This is a genomic window from Flavonifractor plautii ATCC 29863, from assembly GCF_000239295.1.
In the GTDB taxonomy this organism is placed as follows: domain Bacteria; phylum Bacillota; class Clostridia; order Oscillospirales; family Oscillospiraceae; genus Flavonifractor; species Flavonifractor plautii.
This window is the reverse complement of the sequence record NZ_JH417745.1, coordinates 1-7,289: the sequence shown is the minus strand read 5'-3', so window position 1 is coordinate 7,289 and position 7,289 is coordinate 1. Positions and strand designations below refer to the sequence as shown.

8 protein-coding genes are annotated in these 7,289 nt (G+C 64.7%); all 8 read left to right on the top strand.

Annotated features, from left to right (window positions below; all coding sequences use genetic code 11):
* Positions 1-74 precede the first annotated feature (74 nt).
* A complete protein-coding gene (locus tag HMPREF0372_RS08600; RefSeq protein WP_225123563.1) occupies positions 75-854 on the top strand; it encodes a sulfite exporter TauE/SafE family protein in 780 nt (259 codons plus the stop codon).
* Between the two features lie 366 nt (positions 855-1,220).
* Positions 1,221-2,759: an ABC-F family ATP-binding cassette domain-containing protein gene (locus tag HMPREF0372_RS08595; RefSeq protein ID WP_039997007.1), complete on the top strand. Its 1,539-nt coding sequence runs from the start codon at positions 1,221-1,223 to the stop codon at positions 2,757-2,759.
* Positions 2,760-2,811: 52 nt separating this feature from the next.
* Positions 2,812-3,912, top strand: a complete 1,101-nt coding sequence (locus HMPREF0372_RS08590; RefSeq protein WP_007490933.1) for a metallophosphoesterase family protein — start codon at positions 2,812-2,814, stop codon at positions 3,910-3,912.
* 139 nt (positions 3,913-4,051) lie between these two features.
* Complete coding sequence (locus tag HMPREF0372_RS08585; protein ID WP_007490931.1) at positions 4,052-4,615, top strand: rubrerythrin family protein; 564 nt, start codon at positions 4,052-4,054, stop codon at positions 4,613-4,615.
* Positions 4,616-4,877: 262 nt separating this feature from the next.
* Complete coding sequence (gene rplU / locus HMPREF0372_RS08580) at positions 4,878-5,189, top strand: 50S ribosomal protein L21 (RefSeq protein ID WP_007490927.1); 312 nt, start codon at positions 4,878-4,880, stop codon at positions 5,187-5,189.
* A 1-nt stretch (position 5,190) separates the two neighbouring features.
* Positions 5,191-5,523, top strand: coding sequence for a ribosomal-processing cysteine protease Prp (locus HMPREF0372_RS08575; RefSeq protein ID WP_007490925.1), 333 nt, complete (start codon positions 5,191-5,193; stop codon positions 5,521-5,523).
* 49 nt (positions 5,524-5,572) lie between these two features.
* A complete protein-coding gene (gene rpmA, locus HMPREF0372_RS08570; RefSeq protein WP_007490923.1) occupies positions 5,573-5,857 on the top strand; it encodes a 50S ribosomal protein L27 in 285 nt (94 codons plus the stop codon).
* A 121-nt stretch (positions 5,858-5,978) separates the two neighbouring features.
* Positions 5,979-7,259, top strand: coding sequence for a GTPase ObgE (obgE, locus tag HMPREF0372_RS08565; RefSeq protein ID WP_007490921.1), 1,281 nt, complete (start codon positions 5,979-5,981; stop codon positions 7,257-7,259).
* Positions 7,260-7,289 lie beyond the last annotated feature (30 nt).

The window sequence follows — 7,289 nt, the reverse complement described above, 5'->3', positions numbered from 1 at the left end:
CCCGTGGGCGGCACCCCCTGCGGCGGCTGAGCCGGCGCTGAATTCCATCGAAAGAAGGCGTTCCCTTGCAGTACGTGCTCTACTTCCTCATCGCCATCGGCGCCACCACGGTGGGCTCCCTCACCGGCATGGGCGGCGGCGTCATCATCAAGCCGCTGATGGACGTGCTCCACGGCTTTGATGTGCAGACCATCGGCGTGCTCTCCTCCCTGACGGTGTTCTCCATGTCGGTGGTGTCCATCGGCAAGCAGATGCTGGCCCGTACCAAAATCCCCTTCGGCACCGCCATCCCCCTGGCCCTGGGCTCGGTGGCGGGCGGTCTGGCGGGGGAGAAGCTGCTCCAGGTGATCGTGGACGCCCTCCGGGCCAACTCCGCCGTCACCGTGGTGCAGAACGTGGTGCTCTCCCTGCTCATCCTGGCCGTGTTCCTCTACATGAAGAACAAGAGCCGCATCCCCAGCCGGGAGCTGCGGGGCGTGGTGGTGTCCCTGCTGGTGGGCGTCTTCCTGGGCATCTGCTCCTCCTTCCTGGGCATCGGCGGCGGGCCCATCAACGTGGCCCTCATCATCTACCTGTTCTCCTTTGACACCAAGACGGCCACGGTGTGCTCCCTGGTGACCATCCTCTTCGCCCAGATCTCCAAGCTGACCACCGTGGCCCTCACCACCGGCTTCGGGGTGTTCGACCTGTCCATCGCCCCTGTGATGATCGTGGGCGCCATCGCCGGCGGCTTTATCGGGGCCAGCCTCAACAAGAAGTGCTCCGAGGCAGCGGTGGAGAAGGCCTTCAACGCCGTCCAGCTCCTGGTGCTGGCCATCTCCATCTTCAATATCGTCCGCAATCTGGCCGCCTGAGGCGGCTGCCTCTCCGTGCAGGTCCCCGGCTTGACAAAGCCGGGGACCTGTGCTATGGTTGAGAGCGTATCACAGCAAGGAGAACAGCCAATGAACTTTCATCTGACTGACAAACGGGTAAAAAGACTCCGCTCTGCACAATCCGAACCGGTGAAACATTGTGCAGAGCTGCGCGGCTGAACCGCGGTTGGGTTTCATCGGGAAGCGGTAGGGCGGCCCAGAGGGCGCTCCGGCTTCCCGTACCCATTTTGCAGGCGATGGACGATGTTTCGTCCATCGCTTTTTTGGACCGCAGAGGAGCGCGGGCAGAGGGGCGAGGGCCCCTCTGCCCGCTTTCGTTTTTCAGAAAGGATGACAAGCAATACCATGAGTTTGTTGGAGATCACGGGGCTGACCCACGCCTTTGGCGGGCAGCCTCTGTTTCAGAATGCCGCCTTTGCCCTCCACCGGGGGGAGCACGTAGGCGTGGTGGGCCGGAACGGAGCGGGAAAGAGCACCCTGCTCAAGCTGTGTACCGGCCAACTGGTGCCCGACGGAGGGCGGATCGTGTGGCAGGGCGGTATCCGGGTGGGCTGCCTGGACCAGTATGCCGCCCTGAACCCGGAGCACACCATGGGGGAGGTGCTACACGGGGCCTTCCGGGCCCTCTACGCGCTGGAGCGGGCCATGACAGAGCTGTACGACCGGGCGGCGGAGGGCGACGGGGCGGCCCTGGCCGCCGCGGCCCGGCGGCAGGAGGAGCTGGAGGCCCGTGGGTTTTACGAGGTGGACACCCGTGTGGAGAAGGCGGCGGCGGGACTGGGGCTGGCGGAGCTGGGGCTGGACCGCCCGGTGGGGGAATTGAGCGGCGGCCAGCGGGCCAAGCTGCTCCTGGCCAGGCTGCTGCTGGAGGAGCCGGACGTGCTGCTGCTGGACGAGCCCACCAACTTTCTGGACCAGGAGCAGGCGGCGTGGCTGGCGGACACGCTGACCGGGCTGGAGCGGGCCTTCCTGGTGGTGTCCCACGACGCCGCCTTTCTGAACCGGGCCGTCACCGCCGTCTGCGCGGTGGAGGGGCGGCGCCTCACCAAGTATCCGGGGAACTACGCCGCCTATCAGGCCAAAAAGGAGTGCCTGGAGGGGGAGCGCCTCCGGCAGCATACCGCCCAGCAGCGGGAGATCGCGCGGACGGAGGCCTATATCCGCAAAAACCGGGCGGGCCGCAACGCGAAGATGGCCCGGGGGCGGCAGAAGAGGCTGGACCGTCTGGAGCGGCTGGCGGCGCCGGAGGGCCGGAGCGCCCTGCCGGTGTTCGAGTTCCATCCGCTGCCCGCGGGCCGGACGGGAGACCTGGAGGTGGTGGGACTGTCGGTAGGGTACCGCAGTCCGGTGCTGGAGGGGCTGGACCTCTCCGTGCATGCCGGACAGAAGGTGGTGCTGACCGGGTTTAACGGAGTGGGAAAATCCACCCTGCTCAACACCCTGGCGGGCCGGCTACCCCCTCTGGCCGGGCGCTTCCGCTTCTCGGAGCAGGCGGCGCTGGGCTATTTCCCCCAGGCCCTGGCCTGGACGGATGGAACACGGACGCCGGAGGAGCTGGTGACCGGGGCCTTTCCCACCCTGGACCGGCAGGAGGCCCGGAGGGCGCTGGCCCGGTGCGGCGTCCGGCAGGAGCACGCCATCCAGGCCGTGGCGACGCTGAGCGGCGGCGAGCAGGCCCGGGTCAAGCTGTGCCTGCTCACCCTGCGGCCCTGCAACTTTCTCCTGCTGGACGAGCCCACCAACCACCTGGACGGGGCAGCCAAGGAGTCCCTGGCCCGGGCGCTGGACCGGTTCCCAGGCACGGTGCTTCTGGTGTCCCACGAGGCGGACTTCTACCGGGCTTGGGCGCAGCGCGTGGTGGAAATCGGGGGAAAGGGGCGATAGCATTTTTCCGCCCCCTGTGGTAAAATAGAGCGTGGTAAAGCGAGGTGTATCTATGCCGAGAACAGCAACGGTAAAGCGCCTGACCTTCCCGGAGGGGCGGCGGGTGCTGGCCATCAGCGACATCCACGGCAATCTGCCGTTTCTCAAGGGCGTGCTGGCCGCCGCCCATTACGGCCCCGATGACATCCTGGTGCTGGTGGGCGACCTGGTGGAGAAGGGGCCGGACAGCCTCACCACCCTCCGGTTCATCATGGAGCTGGCGGAGCGGAACACGGTGTACGGCCTGCGGGGCAACTGCGACAACCTGGTGAGCGAGTTTGTGGCCGCGCGAGGGGAGGAGGAGCGGTTCTACCGCCACTATGTGGACGTGTGGCGGGACCGCTGTCTGCTGGTGCAGATGGGGCACGCCGCCGGCTTCGAGACCCGGGGGCCGGAGGAGCTGCCCGCTCTGCGGGAGGTGGTGCGGGCCCGCTTCGGCCCGGAGCTGGCCTTCCTGGAGGCCATGCCGGAGATCCTGCTCACCCCCGACTATCTCTTCGTCCACGGCGGCGTGGCCGACGAGGCGCACCTGGAGGGGCTGGACGCCTGGAAGTGCATGAAAAACGACGACTTTCTCTCCCAGGGACACTCCTTCCGGCGGTGGTGCATCGTGGGCCACTGGCCGGTGACCCTCTATCACCCCCACGTTCCCTCCGCCGCCCCGCTGCTGGCGGAGGGGCGGCATATCGCCTCCATCGACGGCGGCTGCTCCCTCAAGGTGGACGGCCAGCTCAACGCCCTGGTGCTGCCGGAAAGGCCCGGCGGGGCCTTCTCCTGGTTCGCCTACGACGGCCTGCCCACCGCCGAGGCCCTGGACCCCCAGGCCCCGTCGGCGGACTCGGTAAACATCCGCTGGGGCCGCAACGCCCTGGAGGTGCTGGAGCGGGGGGCGGAGCTCTCCCTCTGCCGCCACCTGGAGACCGGCCGGGTCTTGGAGGTGCTCACCGAGTATCTCTATGTGGACCGGGGAGTGACCCGGTGTGAGGACTCCACCGACTACCGTCTGGCGGTGCGCCCCGGCGACACCCTCTCGGTGGTGCGGCGCATCTCCGACCGGGCGCTGGTGAAGAAGGACGGTGTCACCGGCTGGTACTTCGGACGGCTGGCCCACTAGGTGCTGCCATCCCGGCAGAACGGTCGCAGCCAACAACAGAACTCCGTTATGGCGGGCTGATCGGTACGAATTTTTCTCTTGACAACCAAAAGAAAAATAATATAATAATAGTAATTATTATTATTTAAGGAGAATCAATATGGATATAAAAGGGACGCGTACCGAGCAGAACCTGTGGAATGCCTTCAGCGGGGAGTCTATGGCCCGCAATAAGTATCTCTTTTTTGCCGACAAGGCCCGGCAGGAGGGTTATGCTGAAGTGGCCGAGCTCTTTGAGCGGATGGCACAGAATGAAGGAGTCCACGGCAAACTGATGTATCAGAGGCTGTGCGGCATCGGCAGCACGGCGGACAACCTTCAGGAGGCGATGACCGGGGAATATGGGGAGTGGACCAAGCTCTATCCCGGCTATGCCCAAACCGCCCGCGAGGAGGGGCTGGACGAGATCGCGGTGCTCTTTGAGCAGATTTCTCAAATTGAGAAGGACCATGAATTCCGTTTTATGAGTGCCTTGGCAGGGCTCAAGCGCAACCATCCGGCAAAGGAGTCCGAACCCATGTCCCAGGAGCAGGTGGTCACAGTAGACGGTTACCGCTGTGTGTTCTGTGGCGCTGTCTTCGACCACCGGCCGGATGTGTGCGGCGTCTGTGAGGCCATTGGAGCCTTTGAGCCGACAACATACCGGAAAAAGGTGAGCCGGTAACCAAATAGAAGAAAAAAGCTTGACTTATCAGATTTGTGCTGATATACTATCAGAGCCGCTTTGAATGGGAACGAAGCGCGGAGACGCCTGAGAGCAGGGCAGCAGCAAAACACGCAGACTGAGAGCAGGCCGGACGCAGTCTGGCAGCAGTTTCAGCGGAGTGTTGAGCCGTTGGCCGTCGCGGAGGGTGCGCAGCGCGACAAACAAGTGAGGGAAACCTCCTCCCCCGACAGCGAGCCCGTAATGAAGGAGTTGAAACTACATGCATGCGATCATCGAGACCGGCGGCAAGCAGTACAAGGTGACCGAGGGTGATACCCTGTTCATCGAGAAGCTGGCCAGCGAGGCCGGCGAGAACGTGACCTTCGACAAGGTTCTGGCTGTCATCGACGGCGACAAGATCACCGTGGGCACTCCCGTGGTGGAGGGCGCCAAGGTGGACGCCTCCGTGGTGAAGAACGGCAAGGGCAAGAAGGTCATCGTCTTCAAGTACAAGCCGAAGAAGGGCTACCGCCGCAAGCAGGGCCACCGTCAGCCCTACACCAAGGTGACCATCGGCAAGATCTCCGTGTAAGATGACCACCGTCATCTTTCACATGGAGGGAGAGCGCATTGTGGGCTTCACCGTGCAGGGCCACAGTGGCTACGCCGATGAGGGAAGCGATATTATCTGCGCCGCAGTCACCAGCGCCGTCCGTCTGACCGAGTGCGCCGTCAACGACGTGCTGGGCCTGGGGGCATCGGTCAAGGTGCGGGAGAGCGACGCTTCCATCACCATGAAAATCCCCGGCGGCCTGAGCGAGGCCAATGAGACCACCTGTCAGACCCTTCTGGCGGCTCTCATGGTTTACTTTGCCAGCCTGCACGAGGAGTATCCCGACCATATCAGCGTGATGGAGGAGGAATGACCTCCGTCACGGCGACGTTTTTAACACACAAGTTTGGAGGTGTGACACCATGCTGAACATCGGTCTTCAGTTCTTCGCCCACAAGAAGGGCGTCGGCTCCACCCGCAACGGCCGCGATTCCGAGGCCAAGCGTCTGGGCGTGAAGCGGGGTGACGGTCAGTTCGTCCTGGCCGGCAACATCCTGGTCCGCCAGCGGGGCACCCATATCCACCCCGGCGTCAATGTCGGCAAGGGCAGCGACGACACCCTGTTCGCCATGAAGAGCGGCAGAGTCAAGTTTGAGCGCCTGGGCAAGGACCGCAAGCAGGTCTCTATCGTTGAGATCGCCCAGTAAATATGGGTAAACTAGCCCCGGACGGATTCCCGTTCGGGGCTTATTTTATCGGGGCGCAGGCTCCGGGCGGCCGCAAGGGCCGCCCCTATGGGACGAGCCACCCTGTGGCAAGGAGGTTTTTATGGCAGCACCCTTTGTAGATACCGCCCGCATCACCGTCAAGGCGGGCAGCGGCGGCAACGGCGCGGTGGCCTTCCACCGGGAGAAGTACGTGGCCGCGGGCGGCCCCGACGGCGGCGACGGCGGCCGGGGCGGCAGCGTGATTCTGGAGATCAACGAGCATATGTCCACCCTGATGGACTTCCGCTATAAGCGCAAGTATGTGGCCGCCAACGGCATGGACGGCCAAGGCAAGCGCTGCTCCGGCAAGGACGGGGAGGATCTGGTCATCAAGGTCCCCCGCGGCACGGTGGTGCGGGACGCGGAGACGGGCGAGATTATCTGCGACATGTCCCAAACCGACCGCTTTGTACTGGCCAGGGGTGGGAACGGGGGCTGGGGCAACAAGCACTTCGCCACCCCCACCCGGCAGGTGCCCCGCTTTGCCAAGGCGGGCCTGCCCGGCCAGGAGCGGCAGGTGATTCTGGAGCTCAAGCTGCTGGCCGACGTGGGCCTGGTGGGCTTCCCCAATGTGGGCAAGTCCACCCTCCTCTCTGTGGTGAGCAAGGCCCGGCCCAAGATCGCCAACTACCATTTCACCACCTTGTTTCCCAATCTGGGCGTGGTGTATGTGGAGGAGGGTGTCTCCTTCGTCCTGGCCGACATCCCCGGCATCATCGAGGGGGCGGCCGAGGGGGCGGGCCTGGGCCACGACTTCCTGCGGCACATCGACCGCTGCCGCCTGCTCATCCACGTGGTGGACGTGTCGGGCAGCGAGGGCCGCGACCCGGTGGCCGACTTTGAGGCCATCCAGGCCGAGCTGAAGGAGTACGGCTCCGGGCTGGAGAACCGTCCCATGCTGGTGGCGGGCAACAAGGTGGACATTGCCGCTGACCGCTCCGCTCTGGAGGCCCTGAGAACCCATGTGGAGGGCCTGGGCCTGCCCTTCTATGAGATCTCCGCCGCCGCCCAGCAGGGCACCCGGGAGCTGATGTACGCCGCCGCCCGGGAGCTGGAGCACCTGCCCCCCATCACGGTGTACGAGCCCACCTATGTGGAGCGCCCGCCGGAGGTGGACATGTCCGAGCCCCTGGAGATCACCCACGAGGACGACACCTGGCTGGTGGAGGGCCCCTGGCTCCAGCGGCTCATGGCCAACGTCAACTTCGGGGACTACGAGTCCCGAAACTGGTTTGACAGGATGCTTCGCCAGTCCGGCCTGTTTGACCGGCTGGAGGAGATGGGAATTCAGGACGGGGACATCGTCTCCCTCTATAACCTGGAATTCGAGTACCAGCGGTAAAGCAGAGCGGCCGGTCCGGCTACGGACCGG

What these genes read in the sequence shown, in the direction of transcription:
- HMPREF0372_RS08595 (WP_039997007.1), top strand. Translation starts at nt 1,221, where the DNA reads ATGAGTTTGTTGGAGATCACGGGGCTGACCCACGCCTTTGGCGGGCAG.
- HMPREF0372_RS08590 (WP_007490933.1), top strand. Translation starts at nt 2,812, where the DNA reads ATGCCGAGAACAGCAACGGTAAAGCGCCTGACCTTCCCGGAGGGGCGG.
- HMPREF0372_RS08585 (WP_007490931.1), top strand. Translation starts at nt 4,052, where the DNA reads ATGGATATAAAAGGGACGCGTACCGAGCAGAACCTGTGGAATGCCTTC.
- rplU (WP_007490927.1), top strand. Translation starts at nt 4,878, where the DNA reads ATGCATGCGATCATCGAGACCGGCGGCAAGCAGTACAAGGTGACCGAG.
- HMPREF0372_RS08575 (WP_007490925.1), top strand. Translation starts at nt 5,191, where the DNA reads ATGACCACCGTCATCTTTCACATGGAGGGAGAGCGCATTGTGGGCTTC.
- rpmA (WP_007490923.1), top strand. Translation starts at nt 5,573, where the DNA reads ATGCTGAACATCGGTCTTCAGTTCTTCGCCCACAAGAAGGGCGTCGGC.
- obgE (WP_007490921.1), top strand. Translation starts at nt 5,979, where the DNA reads ATGGCAGCACCCTTTGTAGATACCGCCCGCATCACCGTCAAGGCGGGC.